At 50.6% G+C, this 17,551-nt stretch carries 18 protein-coding genes; 7 read left to right on the top strand and 11 right to left on the bottom strand.

Annotated features, from left to right (window positions below; translation table 11 throughout):
* Positions 1-142: 142 nt before the first annotated feature.
* The gene (locus tag ACO0LG_RS03680; protein WP_423023441.1) at positions 143-916 is read right to left on the bottom strand and encodes a FadR/GntR family transcriptional regulator; all 774 of its coding nucleotides are present in this window, start codon (positions 914-916) and stop codon (positions 143-145) included.
* Positions 917-1,255: 339 nt separating this feature from the next.
* Here ACO0LG_RS03680 and ACO0LG_RS03675 point away from each other — a divergent pair, with 339 nt between their 5' ends.
* Both ACO0LG_RS03675 and ACO0LG_RS03670 read left to right on the top strand, forming a co-directional pair.
* Positions 1,256-1,828, top strand: coding sequence for a hypothetical protein (locus tag ACO0LG_RS03675; protein WP_423023439.1), 573 nt, complete (start codon positions 1,256-1,258; stop codon positions 1,826-1,828).
* A 60-nt stretch (positions 1,829-1,888) separates the two neighbouring features.
* Positions 1,889-2,899 carry a DUF2804 domain-containing protein gene (locus ACO0LG_RS03670; RefSeq protein ID WP_423023437.1) on the top strand — a complete coding sequence of 337 codons (1,011 nt, stop codon included), beginning with the start codon at positions 1,889-1,891 and terminating at the stop codon, positions 2,897-2,899.
* Between the two features lie 137 nt (positions 2,900-3,036).
* On the opposite strand, the gene ACO0LG_RS03665 is transcribed toward ACO0LG_RS03670, so the two are convergent.
* Together ACO0LG_RS03665 and ACO0LG_RS03660 are read right to left on the bottom strand one after the other, a co-directional pair.
* Complete coding sequence (locus tag ACO0LG_RS03665; RefSeq protein WP_423023435.1) at positions 3,037-3,441, bottom strand: hypothetical protein; 405 nt, start codon at positions 3,439-3,441, stop codon at positions 3,037-3,039.
* Positions 3,438-4,712, bottom strand: coding sequence for an ammonium transporter (locus ACO0LG_RS03660; RefSeq protein ID WP_423023434.1), 1,275 nt, complete (start codon positions 4,710-4,712; stop codon positions 3,438-3,440). Before ACO0LG_RS03660 ends, ACO0LG_RS03665 begins: the two co-directional genes overlap by 4 nt.
* Before the next feature lie 498 nt (positions 4,713-5,210).
* Between ACO0LG_RS03660 and ACO0LG_RS03655 the strand changes: the two genes are divergently transcribed.
* The gene (locus ACO0LG_RS03655) at positions 5,211-5,726 is read left to right on the top strand and encodes a YHS domain-containing (seleno)protein (RefSeq protein WP_423023433.1); all 516 of its coding nucleotides are present in this window, start codon (positions 5,211-5,213) and stop codon (positions 5,724-5,726) included.
* A 70-nt stretch (positions 5,727-5,796) separates the two neighbouring features.
* On the opposite strand, the gene ACO0LG_RS03650 is transcribed toward ACO0LG_RS03655, so the two are convergent.
* The gene (locus ACO0LG_RS03650) at positions 5,797-7,041 is read right to left on the bottom strand and encodes a nitronate monooxygenase (protein ID WP_423023431.1); all 1,245 of its coding nucleotides are present in this window, start codon (positions 7,039-7,041) and stop codon (positions 5,797-5,799) included.
* Positions 7,042-7,267: 226 nt separating this feature from the next.
* On the bottom strand, positions 7,268-8,263 hold the full coding sequence (gene rlmF / locus ACO0LG_RS03645; protein WP_423023429.1) for a 23S rRNA (adenine(1618)-N(6))-methyltransferase RlmF: 996 nt from the start codon (positions 8,261-8,263) through the stop codon (positions 7,268-7,270).
* Positions 8,264-8,513: 250 nt separating this feature from the next.
* Between rlmF and ACO0LG_RS03640 the strand changes: the two genes are divergently transcribed.
* Together ACO0LG_RS03640 and ACO0LG_RS03635 are read left to right on the top strand one after the other, a co-directional pair.
* A complete protein-coding gene (locus ACO0LG_RS03640; protein ID WP_423023427.1) occupies positions 8,514-9,089 on the top strand; it encodes a DUF3455 domain-containing protein in 576 nt (191 codons plus the stop codon).
* Positions 9,090-9,263: 174 nt separating this feature from the next.
* Entirely contained in the window at positions 9,264-9,722 is a 459-nt protein-coding gene (locus ACO0LG_RS03635) for an Lrp/AsnC family transcriptional regulator (protein WP_423023425.1), read from the top strand.
* A 10-nt stretch (positions 9,723-9,732) separates the two neighbouring features.
* On the opposite strand, the gene ACO0LG_RS03630 is transcribed toward ACO0LG_RS03635, so the two are convergent.
* From ACO0LG_RS03630 to ACO0LG_RS03615, 4 genes are all read right to left on the bottom strand, one after another.
* Positions 9,733-10,149: a carboxymuconolactone decarboxylase family protein gene (locus ACO0LG_RS03630; protein WP_423023423.1), complete on the bottom strand. Its 417-nt coding sequence runs from the start codon at positions 10,147-10,149 to the stop codon at positions 9,733-9,735.
* Positions 10,150-10,151: 2 nt separating this feature from the next.
* Positions 10,152-10,544: a MerR family transcriptional regulator gene (locus ACO0LG_RS03625; protein ID WP_423023421.1), complete on the bottom strand. Its 393-nt coding sequence runs from the start codon at positions 10,542-10,544 to the stop codon at positions 10,152-10,154.
* A gap of 67 nt (positions 10,545-10,611) precedes the next feature.
* Positions 10,612-11,307, bottom strand: a complete 696-nt coding sequence (locus ACO0LG_RS03620) for a response regulator (protein WP_423023419.1) — start codon at positions 11,305-11,307, stop codon at positions 10,612-10,614.
* An 8-nt stretch (positions 11,308-11,315) separates the two neighbouring features.
* Positions 11,316-12,827 carry an ATP-binding protein gene (locus ACO0LG_RS03615; protein WP_423023417.1) on the bottom strand — a complete coding sequence of 504 codons (1,512 nt, stop codon included), beginning with the start codon at positions 12,825-12,827 and terminating at the stop codon, positions 11,316-11,318.
* A gap of 267 nt (positions 12,828-13,094) precedes the next feature.
* On the opposite strand from ACO0LG_RS03615, the gene ACO0LG_RS03610 reads away from it, so the two are divergent.
* Positions 13,095-14,693 carry a cytochrome C gene (locus ACO0LG_RS03610; RefSeq protein ID WP_423023415.1) on the top strand — a complete coding sequence of 533 codons (1,599 nt, stop codon included), beginning with the start codon at positions 13,095-13,097 and terminating at the stop codon, positions 14,691-14,693.
* 73 nt (positions 14,694-14,766) lie between these two features.
* On the opposite strand, the gene ACO0LG_RS03605 is transcribed toward ACO0LG_RS03610, so the two are convergent.
* Positions 14,767-15,318 (bottom strand): thymidine kinase, encoded by a 552-nt coding sequence (locus tag ACO0LG_RS03605; protein WP_423023413.1) that lies wholly within the window; start codon positions 15,316-15,318, stop codon positions 14,767-14,769.
* A 255-nt stretch (positions 15,319-15,573) separates the two neighbouring features.
* Between ACO0LG_RS03605 and ACO0LG_RS03600 the strand changes: the two genes are divergently transcribed.
* Entirely contained in the window at positions 15,574-16,056 is a 483-nt protein-coding gene (locus tag ACO0LG_RS03600) for an Hsp20 family protein (RefSeq protein ID WP_423023411.1), read from the top strand.
* Positions 16,057-16,178: 122 nt separating this feature from the next.
* Here the strand turns inward: ACO0LG_RS03600 and ACO0LG_RS03595 are convergent, their stop codons facing one another.
* A complete protein-coding gene (locus ACO0LG_RS03595) occupies positions 16,179-17,546 on the bottom strand; it encodes a TolC family protein (protein ID WP_423023409.1) in 1,368 nt (455 codons plus the stop codon).
* Between the last annotated feature and the right edge of the window lie 5 nt (positions 17,547-17,551).

The following is a 17,551-nucleotide window of genomic DNA, read 5'->3' as shown; positions in this document are numbered from 1 at the left end:
TTTTTGCGTCGTTGCTTAAATAAGTCATACGTCATCGTACAACTTAAAACAAGAGAAGACAAGCATACTTTTAAAAAAGTGAATTGCCCAAGGGGTTAAATTGAAATTTCAACTGAAACTCCTGCTGAGATTTCATTTGCGCTTATGCTGCGGGCGCCTCTATACGCTGTTGTGCCTGACGCAATCTTTCCCTGCTATTGCTCAGGTGAGTACGCATGGCGGCACGGGCTGCTTCCGGGTCTTTGCGCTGGATGGCGAGATAGATATCCTCATGCTCGCGGTTGACTCTTTCCAGGTAACTGGCACTTGAGTTATTACTATTGCTACCCTCAAGCGTCAGCATGGCAGATTTCAATCTGGCGCGCGGGATAATGGTGGTGCCCAGGTTGCTGAGAATGTCAACAAAATAGCGGTTGCCGGTGGATTGCGCAATCAACAGGTGAAAGCGCACGTCGGCATTCACAGATGCGTTTTCCTCCGTCTTGTTCGCCAGGATATCTTCCAATGCCTTGCCCAGCGCCAATGCCTGTTCTTCAGTGCGGCGTGAGGCGGCCAGCCAGGCAGCCTCGGTTTCCAGGCTGATCCTGAGTTCCAGTATATCCAGCACATCCCTGACGGTGACAATGGCTTCGCGCAACATGCCTGTGCTGGCAGCCTGGCTGGGCTCAAGGATGAAGGTACCTATGCCATGGCGGGTTTGTACCAGCCCTGCAGCCTGCAAATGCGATATGGCTTCGCGCACCACAGTGCGGCTGACATCGTAAAGATTCATGATGGCAGACTCGGTCGGCAGCTTTTCACCCGGCTTCAGGATGCCGTTCTTGATGTTATTGCTGATACTTTCTACCAGCCCCTGGGACAGGCTTTTATGCCGTCTTTTGGTGGGTAGAGCGTTGGCGTAGTCTTGAGTTTCCATGAAGCGGGTATTGTAATGATGGCAAAGGGCAACAAATAAAGAGTAAAAATAAAGCGTCAATAGCGATGATTTGATTTTAACTTAAAAAATCCACATATGGTTGTATGATAACGCATGACAAAATTGTCTATATGTCTTAAATCAAGCTTGCAGATATTCCTAATAGTATGCACCTGGTAACAAGCGGTTTAACAGGCGTTACTTGCAAGCGACACCGGCTTCGCGTTTTCATGAAATACGCAGGCATGACATTTGTCACTGGCAAGTCCTGACACTTTGCTCTGATGTGGCTGGCTCTGTTTCGACATACTGGCAGCAATTCAACAAGGAGTGTCCATCATGTCTGCAATCAACCCTGCCGTATTTTCTTCTTATGCTGCCCGTGCCAAGGGTGCGATGTTCTTTTCGGTCTTTGGCGCTGCCTGGATGGTGTTATGGAATCAGCGCGCCATGCAAGGCAAAGGACTGGTCTATCTGCTTATCGCCATTTTTGGACTGACCCTGGCCGGGCTGGCAGTGCAGTGTCATCGGCAGTACAAGGTTTATGCCGACGACCATAGCCCGGCAGCGCAAAGAGCAGGGCGTCTGTTCTATGTGATTAATGCAGCTCAGTGGATCATCATTCTGGTAGGCGGAAATGCGCTGGTAAACAGGGGGCTGGCGGAGTGGATCACACCATTCGCCATGCTGGTCATTGGCCTGCACTTCCTGCCTTTGTCCAAAGTATTTAATGTGCCAAGTCATTTCTGGTTTGGGCTGGTGATGAGTGTGTTTGCTGCCACCTATCCCTTTGTGTTTGCTCTCGGTGCGGCAGATCCTTATGGCTGTCTGGGGGCGGGCTTGCTGTTGTGGGGTTATGCCTTGTTGAAACTCATGGGTATCCCGGCAGTCCAGAATATGAATGCAATTTGAAATAGACCCTCTAATTGATTTGCTGCAGAATCGCTGGCATATAAAAACAATGAAGACACCATGCCAGTAAATTTTCTGCCGCCTGCACCAGCGCATGTCCTGCATCCTGATGGTCAGGTACGATGTGGCAAATATGCCGGTGCACCAACAATCATAGACTGGTCGGCACTGGCCGGATCATACAGGCGCGGCAGATTGTGGGAAGCCTTGCACCATAAGCACTGGCATTATGTGGCGCTGGCGACAGAAGAAATATTCTGCGGCATCGCCATCGTCGATGTGGGCTGGACCAACACCGCCTTTGCCTATGTGTTTGACCGGCTGGCAGGCAAGCTCATCGCCAGTTATTCTCAAGATGGTTTGCCAGGTCTGACAGCAACACTAAATGCGCATCCTGCGGAACAGGCCAGTTCCGCATTCCGGTTTTTAAGTAACAGCATACGCTTTCAGCATCTGCCAGCCAGCGGGTGCTATGAATTGCAATTGCATTGCGGAGCATTCAATATCACTGCCATGCTGGATGCAAAAGCGGCTGCACCTTGCTTGCTGGCAGTGGGAGAGGTACAAGGTGGCACTGTGCATGCGACCGTTAAATCTGCGGGTATGCAATTGAGTGGCGAAGTAGGTGTTGGCAGTCGCAGCTTCAATCTGCAGAATGGCACGGGCAGTTATGATCATAGCAATGGATTCCTGGCTCGCGAAACAGAGTGGCGTTGGGCATCAGCACATGCGCTGGACATGGGTTTCAATTTGCAAGCCGGATATTTTTCCAGCCATGAAAATGCGTTATGGCTGGATGGGCAACTCATTTCGCTGGGGGCTGCACAGTTTGACTTTGATGCCTCTCAGGCCTTGGCTGACTGGCATATATACACCGATGATGGTTTGCTGGACTTGCATTTTCATCCCGAAGGTTTTCGCGCAGAAAATAAAAACCTTATCATCGCCAGTAGCCGTTATCTGCAGCCAGTAGGTGTCTTCAGCGGCTGGGTCAGGGCGAGCCTGGATGTGCCCAAGCGGCAGATAGAAAAACTTGTGGGTGTGACAGAAGACCATTACTCCAAATGGTAATGAATGGTAATGAATGGTAGTGAATGGTAGTGAATGGTAGTGAATGGTAGTGAATGGTAACGATTGAGTGCTGGCTGGTGAGGCAAACGCATCTCACGCTATTGATGAAATGCGTTCTGGCTTCACTGGATAAAAATCTAGCGCAAGCGACCTATATAGGTTTGATCGACCATGGCATTATGATCAAGCACGGGCGCGGGTATCTTGGTCATATCCGGCATGGTGCTTTCGTCCAGCTTGTTGCTGACCTGCTTTCTGATCGCCAGTCTGTTGAGTAAAGGACTGGGCGGTGGTGGCGTGACGAACAAGCCATCTTCGCCAAAATAAAGGTCATCCAGCTTTTGGCAGATGTCATGCAAATCCTGATTCGGTAATTCCAGCGCCATGTCCAGTATGGCACGGCAATAGCCAGGATTGATACGCATGTATTCTATGTCCGTCACCCGGCCATTTTGCCGCCGTAAAATCACATGCAGTCTTGCCATGAGGGCGAAAGCAAGATTATCCGCCATGGCATTCTGTATCAGGCTACTGGTACTCATAAGATATGCTCCCCGTGAAGTTCAAGATCAAGTCCTTCTCTTTCCTGCTCAGTGGTAACGCGCAAGCCAACGGTCACTTTGATCAGCCACAAAATAAGGGCTGTCACTGCACCGGAATAAATTACAGTGACGATGACACCAAAGGCCTGGGTCGCCAGGCTGCCATCGGCCCCGCCTATGCTTTTCAGTGCGAAGACACCCGTCAGCAAGGCACCGACGATGCCACCTATGGCATGCACGCCAAATACATCGAGTGAATCATCATAGCCACCCATGGATTTGAGGGAAGTCGCACCCCAATAGCAGGCCACATCGGCGACTGCACCGATCACCAGTGCGCCTGTCAAATCGACAAAACCAGACGCAGGCGTAATCGCCACCAGTCCAGCGACAGCGCCCGAGACGATGCCTAGCACTGATGGTTTGCCGCGGCGCAGCCATTCCACGAACATCCAGGCCAGTGCAGACATCGCTGTAGCCACCTGTGTCACCAGCATCGCCAGGCCGGCGCGTCCATCTGCTGCACCGGCAGAACCGGCATTAAAACCAAACCAGCCCACCCACAGCAATGACGCACCAATAGCAGTCAGCAATAAATTATGCGGTGGCATGGGTTCCCTGCCAAAACCCAGGCGCGGCCCGATGATCAGTGCGGCCACCAGGCCAGATACACCAGCATTGATATGCACGACAGTACCACCGGCAAAATCCAGCACGCCGCGCGCTGCCAGCCAGCCTGCCGGTTCCCACACCCAGTGCGCGACTGGCACGTACACCAGCAATGACCACAGCGTGATGAATAGCAGCAAGGCAGAAAATTTCATGCGTTCGGCAAAGGCACCAGTGATCAGGGCGGGGGTGATGATGGCGAAGGTCATCTGGAACATCAGGAATACGCTTTCCGGTATCGTCGGTGCCAGTTGATGCACGCTGAGTTGCCCGGCTTCTTTCAGAAAGCGCACGCCATGCAGCATGAACCGGTCCATGCTACCCAGAAAAGGCGAGCCCGCAGTGAACACCAGGCTGTAACCCAGCACCACCCACAACACCGTGACGATGCAGGTGGTCGCCAGACTATGCGCCATCGTGCCCAGGGCATTTTTCTTGCGCACCATGCCGGTGTAGAACAGGGCCAGGCCGGGGATGGTCATCAGCAATACCAGTGCGGTTGATGTCAGCATCCAGGCGGTGTCGCCAGCGCTGATTTTGTCAGCAGCGATCATGCCCGGTTTGGTCATGGCGGGGGGAGCTATCACAGCAATTGCAGGCATAGTTGTAACTGGAGTTGCTGCACTCGTTGATGCAGTTGCGGGAGATTCTGTCTGTGCATAGCAAGTGCCGTTGCAAAGCAAGAGACTGAAAGAAAGGGAGAACAATAAGCTGGAGAGCACGCGTATTTTCATCAAGCTAGCCTTTTAAAAAACATCGTCAATGACACACAAGCATGTGCATTGCAGCATTTTCCATGCCATGGCTAATACCAGTCGATTTGATGCGGCTGAGAGCTATTAAAGGGAAATATATTGCTTGTGATACTAGTGACAGCACGTACATGCACCAAAATGTAAGCAAATATTTCTGCCTGGCATGAGTTTGCACGCAGGGAGTGCCTAAGCAGATTTCTTTACAATTATTCCATTTGGAGGAATAATGAATTCAATAATATGGATATTCTTTACATGGATGAAGTGAATTAAAGTGCCTGTCATTCGCTGAGCATGCGCAAGGCGAATTCCAAATCCGGTATAAACCATGTAAAGGAACACGTTATGTTACTCACATCCATGTCACGCACATCCAGCAGCATTGCCAACACTCTGGTTAGCAAAATCAAATTCATTTTCTTGACAGCAGTAGCCGCATTGTCCCTGGCAGCAGTGCCAGGCATCAGCGCGGCTGATACAGTTGCCAATAGTGTCATAGGTGCACGGGGCTACGATCTCACGACTTTCTTTACCAGCGAAAAACCAGCTCATGGCACCGGTCATCATGTCGCGACTATCGACGGTGTTGATTACCTGTTCACCAGCGAAGAAAACAAAAAAACTTTCCTGGCGAATCCGGAGAAATACCTGCCAGCCTTTGGTGGCTACTGCGCTTACGGCGCTTCCATAGGCAAGAAATTTGTTGCTGACCCGGACGTGTATGACATCGTCGATAACAAACTTTACTTCAATCTCGACACCAAGATCCGTGCGATCTGGGCCAAGGACATTGCAGGCAATATCGATCTTGCAAAAACCAACTGGAAAACCATCGCCAGCAAGAAGCCTTCTGAACTCTGATTGCCTGCACATATGAAAACGCCGCTTTGCCCAAAGGCTAAAGCGGCGTTTTTGTATTCAGAGCAGTGATTTACACTGGCAAGGCAATCTGGTGATCAACACTGAATTGATAATCTCGGAACACATGTTCAGCACTCAGCAATTCATAAGTGCCATCCGGCAGTTTGCGGGTCGTGTCTTTCAGACGGTAGGTCATTTGCCCACAAGTCCAGCAATTGAAATTGCGCATATGGGTGCACAGGCAAGTCTTGTCCATGACCGAGACTTTCTTGGCATCAGGATGTGCCGCTACTTCACGGTTATAAGACGTGATGTAGGCACAGTTGCCATTGCCATCGAGCAGATAACCATAAGATTCACAACCCGGGCGTATGCCATCGCCAATGGCAGGCGTGTTCTTCAGCATGCGCATGGGGTAGCCGGTAGGCGAGATATGATTGACTTCGATATCGTCTTCGCTGGCCTTGAAATATTCCTGCTTGACGCTGGCAGGCAAACCGCATTCGTTAGTGACAGTAAAACGGGTCGCTACCTGTACACCAGCAGCACCATTTTCCATGAACGATACCGCATCGCTGCCTGTGAAAATACCACCAGCAGCAATCAGCGGGATGTCCAGGTTTTCAGCTTTGAGGTACTGGACGATCTCACTAATGATGGTTTGCAGATCATATTCAGCCCAGTCCATGCCAAAACCCAGATGGCCGCCCGCCAGCGGTCCTTCAACGATGACGTAATCCGGCAGGCGGTTCAGGCGGGAATTCTTGCGCAGGAATAACTGCAGCGCACGTACAGAAGAAACAATGATGCCCAGTTTGGCATCGCGGAAGCGTGGATGATCAGCGATCAGGCCAAAGGAACCCAGATGCAGGCCGGCACTCATGGTGATGCCATCAATACCGGCATCGAGAGAAGACTCCAGGCGCACCTTGAGGGTTTCGCGTGGGCCGTTCATGGTCAGCTTTTCCATGCAATTAACAAAGATCATGCCTGTGCCCTGCTTGGCTTCCATGGTCTTGCCTACGTGCAGGCGTGTGGCTTCGGCCAGTTGATCCAGGTTGAACTTGATGTCAGTCTTGTCGGAATTGTTAATATTGTATTTGTAGAATTTGGTCTTTTCCTTGACAAAGCTGGTATCAAAACGACGGTCAGAGACATCCTGCACCATGGCATCAGAAATATGGCCAACCCCACCGAGACGTGCAGCAACCAGCGCCAGTTCAGCAGTGGAGATATCAACACCCATGCCACCGATCATGATAGGAACCAGCTCATCTTTGCCCAGCTTCAGGCGGAAATCATCTACACGTTTCATTGTTATCCTTGATACATTTTGCTCAAAAGTAAATCACGCGACGCTATATTCAGTACTCTCTCAATACCCTTAGTACGCTTACTCTACAGATACATATTGCATACTTCTTGTTATTTCTTGTTAATTCTGGGCTGCAAACCAGCAGACGAACGAGATTGTAAGCCAGGGCTAGCCGCTATAGCTAAGATTATATTCTGGAAGGGAGGCCAATACACAGGCGCAGGCTTTATCTCTTGCTATTTGACCAACGTAATTTGGCCCAGGCAGCCTGTTGGCTTACATCCAGGAAAGTCCAGGCAACCAGACGGCTCTCTTTATTGCCCTGGCTCATGATAATGGTTTTTTCATCAAGGACTTTGACCTGCTTCAATGCCGCATGGATTGCAGGCAAATTGGCCGATTTTGATACCAGGGTAGAAAACCATAAAATCTTTGTGGGTATAGCCGCGCTTTCCACTATCATTTTCTTGATAAACGCCAGTTCCCCGCCTTCGCACCAGAGCTCTGCATCCTGGCCACCAAAGTTCAATACCGGTTCAGCCTGCGCTGCCTGGCCGGTTTGCTTCAAGTTTCCCCACTTGCGTTGGCTGCCAGCTCTCGCTTCTTCAGCAGAAGCGTGAAATGGCGGGTTGCACAGGCTGACATCGAACCATTCATCATCGCCAACAATGCCATGGAACAGGGATAGCGCATTGGTTTGATGACGTAACTGTATCTGCTGGCCCAGGCCGGGATTGTGTTCCAGTATGGCCCGGGCATTTGCCAATGAAGCCGGATTGATGTCGCTGGCACAGAATGACCAGTCATATTCGCTGGCACCGAGCAAGGGATAAATGCAACTGGCACCTGTACCAAGATCGAGTGCCAGTATCTGCTTGCCTTTTGGCAAACGCCCCTGATTGCAGCCAGCCAGCAAATCAGCCAGATAATGCAGGTAGTCTGCCCGGCCCGGCACGGGTGGACAAAGATTTTCAGGCGGTATGTCCCAGCCACGCACGCCATAGCTGCTGTGCAGCAAGGCCTTGTTGAGCAGTTTGACTGCCAGCGGGTCGGCAAAATTGATGCTGGTTTCGCCAGTTGGCGTGCTGACCAGTACAGATTCCAGTTCAGGTTCTGCCTTGATCAGGACAGCAAAATCATAGCGACCCTGATGGCGGTTGCGCACATGCAGCAATGAGCTGCCAGCCCGGTTTCTTGCATCCTTCTTGTTCTTGTTGCTCATCTGACCTGATCCATCATCCTTGATGCCTGCTCATCTGCAGGCGAATTCCGCATTGTCCCACGAAGCCCCGTGGCCTGCTGAGCAGAAAAATCGAGACTGCCGGCGGTTTTCGCCAATGTTGCTCATACTTTGTTCATACTTAAGTAGGGGTCTTGTTCTCCTGACAAAGGATGTAAAATTCAGTAAGTGTTTTATTTGTTTTGAAACACCATTGCTAAAATTTAGCGGCTCTAATTGAAAGGTACAAGAAATGAAGAAAATCGCTATCGCTGGCAGTATTGCTACTGCTGCCATCCTGTCAGCCTGCTCGACTGCGCCTGTTAAACACACAGCTGACCCAGTTGCACCTGCTGCACAGATCGTTAGCGTGCCAGTCAGTCTCAAAGCACCTGCAGGTGAAGTACTGGCCTTCCAGATGGCAGCTACCGGCGTGCAGATCTATGATTGTCGCGCCAATAAATCTGGCCCTAAAAAGTTTGAATGGGTATTCCGCTCACCAGAAGCCGAGCTGTACGCCAGCCATGACCCTACCAGCCCCAAACTGGGCAAGCATTATGAAGGCCCGACCTGGGAAGCCGCTGATGGCAGCAAAGTAGTCGGTGAAGTAGTTGCCAAGAGCGATAGCGTCGATACCAATGCCATCCCCTGGTTATTACTGAAAGCCAAGTCCAGCTCGGCGAATGGCACTTTTTCCAAAGTAAGCAGCATACAGCGCGTAGTCACCGTGGGTGGCAAGGCTCCTCAGACAGGATGCTCCGACTTTCAGATAGGTGCAGAAACCCGCACACCTTATAAAGCCACATATTATTTCTTTAAGGCAAATTAATTGCCGCTTGTTAAGGATATCGGTTCATAATATGAGGACTGACGCAAAATTGTCACAACAAGGTGTAGCGACGAAGACCGTATTTTAGTACGGCCAGGAGCTGCCAACGCAGTTGGGGCGGTTTTGCGACAACTCTACATAGGTTTCCCGCTATGAACTTGTTATCCTCAAACAATGATACCGGATGGCTTTGATCTTGCCATTTTGCGTTGCCTGCAAAATAATGCCCGCCACTCTGCAGAGCTGATAGGAGCGGACATAGGCTTGTCCACCACTGCCGTGCAGCGGCGCATACGTAAATTACGCGACGATGGTGTAATCCGGGCCGAGGTGGCAATCGTCAACCCTCAGGCAGTTGGCTATCCTTTGACAGTCATGGTTGAAGTGGCTTTCAAAAAAGGCTTGGGCGATGCCATCGACAGCTTCAGGCAAGACATGCAAGCCCTGACAGAAGTACAGCAATGTTTCTATCTCTCGGGCGAGTTTGACTTCATGCTGATTGTGCAAGCCACAGACATGGCTGCCCATGAGCGCTTCGCTCGCGCCGTGTTCTCCACCAACGATCATATCCTCAAGTTCCAGACCACACTCGTCATGGATACCGTCAAGCAAAGCTACTGCCTGCCGATTTAAACTGCGGTAGTCAGCACGCAGCAGCAGTCGTAGTATCCAGTGCTGCAAACACCTCTTTGGCAGCAAACAAACCATTCAAAGCAGCTGGAAAGCCTGCATACACTGCCATCTGCATGATGACCTCAGTCACTTCTTCCCGCGTACATCCCACATTCAATGCGGCCTGTATATGCACCTTGAGTTGGGGAGTGGCATTTCCCATGGCTGTCAGTGCTGCGACTACGGCAATTTCGCGTGACTGCAAATCCAGTTGCGGGCGCGAATAAATATCCCCGAAAGGGAATTCAATCAGGTAGCGAGCAAAGTCGGGAGCAATGTCTGCCAGTGACGCAATGATTTTTTCGCCTGCTTCGCCATCAACTTCTTTCAGTTTTTCCCAACCACGCTGATAACGTTCGCCAGTGCGTGCATTCGTGTTTTGATCCATGATCAGACTTTCTTTTTCTTGCCAGTTTTGCGTATCATTTCCTGATAAACATCAATCTTGTCATCCAGGGCGCTGGCATTTGCCGCAAGCTCAGACATGGTGGTGACCAGGCGTTGACGATGGAGCTCCAGCATCGTCAACCGCTGTTGTAAGCTCATTTCCCCATCTGCCCTGAGCTGCGCATACTCACGTATGTCTGCCAACGGCATGCCGGTTTTCTTCAGGCGCAGCACGAACTCCAGCCACAAGACATCCTGAATGTTATAACGCCTATGGCCGTTATCGGCCCTTTTTGCTTCCTGCAATACCCCCGCCTTTTCGTAGAAGCGCAGGGTGTACGCAGACAAGCCTGTCAGGGAAGCCAGCTTACCTATGGAAATGAATTGTTTGGTCACGGTTTGATCATGGAACTTAGAGTGGACTCTAAGTCAAGCATAAAGGACATCTTTTTTCCTGCAAATTTTAAATTGACAATGGCAGTTCAAAACGATAGCCCACGCCATACACAGAATGCAGGCACTCATTGCCAGGCAGTTTTCGCTGTATCTTTTTGCGTATATTTTTGATGTGTGTATCCACTGTCCTGTCATTGATGTCGCGCTGATCTTCATGGGAAAAATCGAGTAGCTGCTGGCGTGAGAACACCCGCTCAGGATGGCTGATGAATTCGGCCAGCAAGCGATATTCTACTGGTGTCAGATTCAATGGCTGGGCATCGACCAATATGCGCAGTTGCTCTTTATCGATAGTAAAAAGTGATTGTTCAGAAGCTGGCTGTCTAATCAGACCCATGCTGCGGCGTAAATGTACCTTGACACGCGCTACTACTTCACGCGGACTGAAGGGTTTGCAGACATAGTCGTCGGCCCCGGTTTCCAGCCCCAGTAAACGGTCTACTTCTTCCACTCTCGCAGTTAGCATGATGATGGGCACTTCGCTGAATTTGCGTACTTCATTGCAGATACTGATGCCATCCAGTTCTGGCAACATCAGGTCAAGCAAGATCAGGTTGGGTGCTGACAGGCGCAATTGTTCCAGCGCCAGCCTGCCATTCGCTTCATGGCTGACCTGGTAGCCTGCTGCGAGCAAATAGTCTTTTAACAGGGCTGCGATTTTCAAGTCATCTTCAACAATGAATATGTGGGCGCTCTTGTCCATGTGGTGATTTACGGTGTCTTGATAAAAGGCAATTGCATCAAAATTTTCACGCCTCCCAATTGTGAAGCAGATGCACTGATACGTCCACCATGTGCTTCAACAATGACCTTGCAAATCGCCAGGCCCAGGCCGCTGCCACCACTGGCGCGGTTGCGTGCACTATCGGCCCGGTACAGGCGGTCAAACAACAGCGCATGGCTGGCATCCGGCACACCAGGCGCACTATCTTCAATACCCAGCTCAAGCAAGGCACCATTGCGTGTCAAGGTACAGAGGATAACCCCGCCACTATCGGTATAACGTATGCTGTTTTCCAGCAGATTGCTGAGTACCTGGGTCAGGCGTCCGCCGTCGGCATTGATCCATGCTGGCATGTTGCCCAACTGGCTGTCCAGGTGTAGGCCAGCTTGCGCCATGCGCAGACTGAAGCGCTGCAACAGGTCAGCGAACATGGGATGCAAATCCATGGCCTGGAACTGGTAATGCAGTTCACCGGCATCGGCCAGGGTCAGTTGGCGCAAATCATCGACCAGCTTGTTGATGTGACGTACTTCTGCATGCAGGGACTCCAGCGCCGCTGGCGTGATATGACGTACACCGTCCATGAGTGCTTCCACCTCCCCCTGTATGACAGTCAGCGGGGTACGCAGCTCATGGGAAATATCTGCCAGCATCTTGCTTCTTTGCGCCTCGTTTCTCTCCAGGTTTTGCGCCATGCTGTTGATGTCACGGGCGAGGTCACCGAGTTCATCCTGGCTGATCATTTCAGCCCTGGCATCAAGCTGTCCCTTGGAAATTTTTGCCGTGACCTGATGCAGGGATTTTAAAGGACGCAATAAATGCCTGGCCAGCCACAGGGAAAATGCCAGCGATACCAGTATCAGTGCCAGCGCCAGCCACAAAGTATGACGTATTTGCACGCTGACAAAATCCATCGCGCTGGCGTTCGAGATTTGCCGCAAGGGTGCCAGCCTCAGCGTGCCTACCTTTTCATTGCCCAGCATGATGGGCACGATGCTGCCGCCAGGCGCATCGCCAGGGCCTATCAGAGCTATACCACTCTTGTCTATCAGGGATAGTCTTTGGCCAAAGTTCATGGGATCTATCGGTGGCCTTTGCTCAGGTGGCGCATCGCGTTGTGCCCTGCCCTGGACCCTTGGCGGGGGAGGTGGGGGCCGCTGGTCACGATGATCCTCAGCATCGCCTTCACCTTGTCTTCTTCTAGGTGGCGGCGGTGGTGGTGCATCTTCATTTTGTGGGCGCGGCTGGCTGCGTATCTGGTCCAGCAAGTCACGCATGGGGCGACGGTTGGCCTGGAAACGATCAAAATTGCCATTTTGGCGATAATCTTCCGCCAGCAAATTACTTAGCCTGACCAGGTCCTGTCTTTCCAGATCACTGAGATAGGCAATAAAGCCACTTTTCAGGTTTTGACTGGTGACCCAGGCCAGCGTACTGATGCTGATAATCACAATTGCCGTAATGGCCAAAGCAAGTTTGCGGGCGATGGTCAGACGCATACTTCAGGGCTCCCGGATCATATTGAATATATTAATTTGCCATGGTGCCAGCCAATTATGGAGGAATCATGGAGTAAAGACGATAAGCATCAAAAAAATATTTTTCTGCAATTCTGTCGACGATATTTTAAAAACCCCGTGGTCTTCATTTTTTCTTCACATTCAGAAATCATTCTGTAGCCAGTCTCAGAACATGGCAGTTCCAGAACGGCGGAGAATGCAAGGCTTCTTGAGCAGCAAAAAATTACACTCCAGGGGGAATTTCAAATGGAATTATATAAAGAACAGCGATTGCATGGCCGAGTACAGATAGTCAGTGCCATCGTCATGTTGATGAGCCTCGCTGCCTGCGGTGGCGAGGCCAGCACTACAGGATCAACGACAAGCAATTCAGCCACACAGGCTGTGCCACCGGTAACAACGTCATCAGCGCTTGCTGCACCTGCACCAGCACTCTCACCAGCGCCGGCAGACCCACCTTCACTCGTGCCTATCGCCAATGGCGAGGGGGCTGCACTGACGGTATCCACGACTGGCAGTATAGACAAGGGCAATCCCTACTTTAAAGCCTTTGGCAATGGCCGCAGCTGTGCCAGCTGCCATCAGGAAAGCCAGGGCTGGAGCATACGTCCAGACGACCTGCAACTGAGATTTAATGCCAGCAATGGCAATGATCCGGTGTTTGCCCTCATTGATGGGGCGAATTCGCCGACGGCCAAAGTGGCAACGATAGACCAAAAGCGCCAGGCTTATAACATGCTGCTGTCCAAAGGGCTCATCAGAGTCGGTTTGCCTGTACCCGCTGATGCTGAATTTATACTGGATAAAGTCGATGACCCCTATGGCTACGCCAGTGCCAAAGAGGTATCGCTATTCCGTCGCCCGCTGCCAACTACTAACCTTAAATTCCTGAGCACCGTCATGTGGGATGGCCGTGAAACCTTTAGCGATGCCAAGTCCAGTCTGTGCATACGTAATACCCGTCCGTTGCAATGTTTTTCCACTACCGATGTCGATTTGTTGCATCAGTCAAATAGCGCAGTCACTGGCCATGCCCAGGCAGCACAGGGCCTGACTGCGGCAGAGCAGCGCAGCATCGTCGATTTTGAAAAGACTTTATTCACTGCACAGATCAGCAGCCTCGCAGCCGGTAACCTGACAGATCTTGGCGCCAAAGGTGGGCCTGTTGAACTGGCAAAGAATAATTTTTATTTTGGTATCAATGACCTTGATGCCGGTGACTATATTACGGGTGCACCGTTCGACCGTAATGTCATGAACATGTTTGCCGCATGGCGCGGACTGGACAGGCCAACGCCACCAAACCCGCCAGTGCAGGGGCGTGCTCCGCAACCTCAACAGCCGCCGCAGCCACCAACAGCGATCAATATTGCCAGGGCATCGATAGCCAGAGGTGAACAGGTTTTCAATAACAAGCCTTTTAACATCACACGCGTTGCCGGCTTCAATGATGAATTGCGCGTCCCCTTGCAGCGCGCAACCTGTGCCAGTTGCCATAGCGTAGGCAATGTCGGTACGCATTCTGTACCGCGTCTGTTCAATACCGGTGTATCAGATGCCGGCCTGCGCACACCAGACATGCCGCTGTACTCTCTCAGGAACAAACTGACCGGCGAAATCGTGCAAACCACAGATCCTGGCAATGCCATGAATACAGGAAAATGGAAAGACATAGGTCGCTTCAAGGTACCCAGCCTGCGCGCCATAGAAGCACGTTCCCCTTACTTCCATAATGGTGGCATGGAGGAGATTACAGATGTCGTGAAATTCTATGACAAGCGTTTCAATATAGGATTTACGCCGCAGGAGATTATTGATTTGGCGGAATTTCTGAAGGTATTGTAAAGCTGGTTTGAATAACGTGAAAAGAGCAGGCTCAAGGGCCTGCTCTTTTGTTTCAGGGGGCTGTGTATTATTGTTAGCCAGCGTAAAAACAGCGGCCACATACATGTTGATAACGCTCATTTCCACCAATATCAATTTGCTGGCCAGATTTCATGCGTCTGCCGTTTTCATCAACACGGATATTCATCGTGGCTTTCTTGCCGCAGGCGCAGATGTTTTTTAATTCTTCTATATCGTCTGCGAGCGCCAGCAAATATGCTGAGCCGGTGAACGGCTCACCAAGAAAATCACTGCGCAAACCGTAGCAAATCACAGGCACACCGCGCACCTGTGCCAACTGATGCAGTTGACGTACCTGATCAGCAGACAGGAATTGCGCTTCATCCACCAGCACGCAACTGACCTTGGGTGTTTCTGCCAGAAAATCAAAATTCGTATCAAAGACTTCTGCCTGCCTTTGTGGGCCTAAACGGGACGTGACTTTACCAGCGCCATAGCGGTGATCGATGGCTGCAGTGTAGAGGCGGACTTTCTGTCCCTGCTCTTCGTAGTTGTGGGCTACTTGTAAAAGTGCCGTGGATTTTCCTGCGTTCATTGCTGAATATCTGAAGTAAAGCTTGGCCATGCCTGTTTCCTGTTTTTCTTTGAACTGTTGTAAATATTGCTGCTGAGAATAATCTCAAATTAATAAATTTTATTGAAGAAAAAAAATTTGATATCGGGGTCTTGAAACTCTTGGCACCAGCGCCATTTTCTACTCAGCAGATGCTCGAAGCTGAGGTCTGTGAAGTAGAAGTAAACAGGCATTATTGTAGTAAGAGTTTCAAAAATAGTTTCTAAATTTTTAATTTATATCGCTTCAATTTATAAGGATATTATCATGCGTAATTTTGACTTCGCTCCTCTGTACCGTTCCGCTATCGGCTTTGACCGCCTGGCCCAGTTATTTGACGATGCTCAACGTGCTGAAACAGCACCAAGCTACCCCCCTTACAATATCGAACTGATTGCAGAAGATAAATATGCAATTACCATGGCAGTTGCAGGCTTTGACCGCAGTGAAATCGACATTGAAACCGAGCGCGATACGCTGAAAATTGTCGGTCGTCGCCAGAAGGCCGAAGGCACACGCAACTTCCTGCACCGTGGCATTGCCTCTCGTGATTTTGAACACCGCTTCCGTCTTGCCGATCACGTCAAAGTAGTCACCGCACGTCTCGATAATGGCTTGCTGAATATCGAACTTGTACGTGAAATTCCAGAAGCACACAAACCACGTCGCATTCTGATTGATGCAGATAATCTGCAACTGGTAGAGTCACAAAACCAAACTCAAGATCAATTGCAACGTCAGGTTGCTTAAGTAATAAATTTGGCCCATGCATATACATGGGCTAGTTTCCAAAAATGAAGTTATAAAAGCATGGGCTTGCCCATGCTTTCATGCTTCGTTCACCTGTGATGTGATCGGTTTATTTCATTGCTTTATTTCATCTGGTAAGCCGTACTTTGTTGCAGCTTGATTTTGGCAATCGCCAGAGTGGCTTCTGCCTGTAAATAAGCCTGATAAATTTCATCGGCATTGCGCTGAGCATTCAAGAGTTCCAGCATCGACGCTGCCCCTTTGCGATAGCTGGTGCGCACGCTCTGTAGCAAGCGATCGGAATCATCGAGTACATGTTCCTTATAGTTGTTGATATTTTGCAAGGCAGCCTGATATTGGAGATAGCTGCCTCTTACCTCAGTTTCTGCCTTCATCAGCGTTGAGCGCAATTGCAGTTGCGCCTGTGTCAGCGCTGATTGTGCCTGGCTTAATTCACCGCTTTGCATGCGTGAAAAAGGAATGGGAATCGTAACAGTCAGGCTCAGCGGACTCGAACGTTCAGCCGGAGAATTCGTGACTGTGCCGCTGGCATTCTGTATCGCGTTAACCCTGGGCGTGTTCTTGATACCAAGATTGACTACTGGATCTATCCAGCGATTGGCTCTTGCCAGTTCTATATTGTCTTTGGCATTCTCGCTGGCGGAGCGTGCTACTTGTATGTCTTCCCGTTTCTCCAGGGCTTGCCGTGTCAACGTAGCCAGGTCTGCTATCACATCGTCCTGCTGATAGCTGCAATCCAATTTTCTGTCTGCAAAAATCTCTTGGTAGCTCTTCCCCAGGAAATTCGATAATTGTGCTTCAGCATTGATAGTATCAGCGCGGGCACTGGTGACATCCATGAAAAAACGATCGGCTTCGACTTTTGATTGCACCAGTTCCTGCTTGCCTATGTCACCTGTTTTAAAACGTGTTTCATTCATCTTTACAATATCGCGCATGGCGTTCAGGCTGCTGTCCCGGCGTGCGAGTGACATCGCAGAACGGCAGGCTTCTGTAAATGCGTTGGAGGCATCGCTCAGCAGTTGCCGCCGGTAGGCTGAGACACCGGCTTCAGCCAGGCGTACATTGCTTTCGGCGGCCTGTATGCGTGCCCCTCGCTTGTTGGCTGTTTCCAGGGTTATGGCAATACCTGCTATCGACGTGGTGGCAGTATTGGGCTTGTTTGGGCCATACATTTCCTTGGCATCAATACCCGCTGTCAATTGTGGATCTGGTCGTACACCGGCGATGGAAATACCTGCCTTCGCACTCGCGATGAGTTCTTGCTGCGCTTGCAGATCGAGGCTATTGTTTTCTACTGCAGCCAGGTATTGCTGCATGCTGACCGTATTTTCCTGCACATTGGCCTGCACATTGACCTGTGCATTAACTTGTGCATGAGCAGGCAACTGCAGCAAGAGTGGCAACAGCGGCAGCAGACCGCACATCAGCGGGAGGGCACGAGATTTTTGCTTCTTAATTTTTGGCATGATGA

The organism is Undibacterium sp. Ji42W (assembly GCF_049340405.1).
Taxonomy (GTDB): Bacteria; Pseudomonadota; Gammaproteobacteria; order Burkholderiales; family Burkholderiaceae_D; genus Undibacterium.
Note: the sequence above shows the minus strand (reverse complement) of the source record. Positions and strands in the feature narration are given on the sequence as shown.